Here is a 522-nt window from a genome sequence, read left to right as displayed (position 1 = left end):
CCTGTTTCTGGTGGCCGTGGACCTCGATGATCGTGTCGTCGACATCAACCCACGCGTACCCGCCCGTCGTGCTCGAGGTCGTGCCCGTGCTCGGGGCGGTTGCCTGCTCGGCGTCCGGCCCGAGCAGGCGGGTCTGTGCCGCGAGAGCGAGCAGGAACCTCGCGGCGACCGCGTCGAGCTGGCGCACGTGCCCGAAGGTGAACGCGCGCAGGAACGACCCGAGCGTGCTGGGTGCGTACGCCGAGGCGAACACTTTGTTCATTCCGCCGTGCCGGAGCACCGCCATGTCATCGATGCTGTCCGCGCCGGCGAGCATCCCACCGACGATCGAGGCGACCTTCAGCCCAGCGTTCGCGCCCTTGTCCGTGGCCACCGTGAGGCGCTCGTCGGTCAACGTGCGTAGCCCGGCGGCGTCGGCCAAGGCCATCACCGGCACCAGCCCGGCGGACGACACGAGGTTCGGGTCGTCGAAGACTGCGGAGGTCCGGGTCAGGGTGTGAGAGAGTTTCACCTACGAGATGC

The 522-nt window shown here is 69.0% G+C and carries 1 pseudogene; it reads right to left on the bottom strand.

Features of this window, described 5'->3' with window-relative positions:
* Positions 1-511 (bottom strand): annotated as a pseudogene (locus N864_RS22990) (IS1380 family transposase); the annotation flags it as partial.
* Positions 512-522: the final 11 nt, after the last annotated feature.

Source organism: Intrasporangium chromatireducens Q5-1, assembly GCF_000576575.1.
Taxonomy (GTDB): Bacteria; Actinomycetota; Actinomycetes; order Actinomycetales; family Dermatophilaceae; genus Intrasporangium_A; species Intrasporangium_A chromatireducens.
The sequence above is the reverse complement of the archived record's forward strand: the minus strand, read 5'-3'. Positions and strand labels throughout refer to the sequence as shown.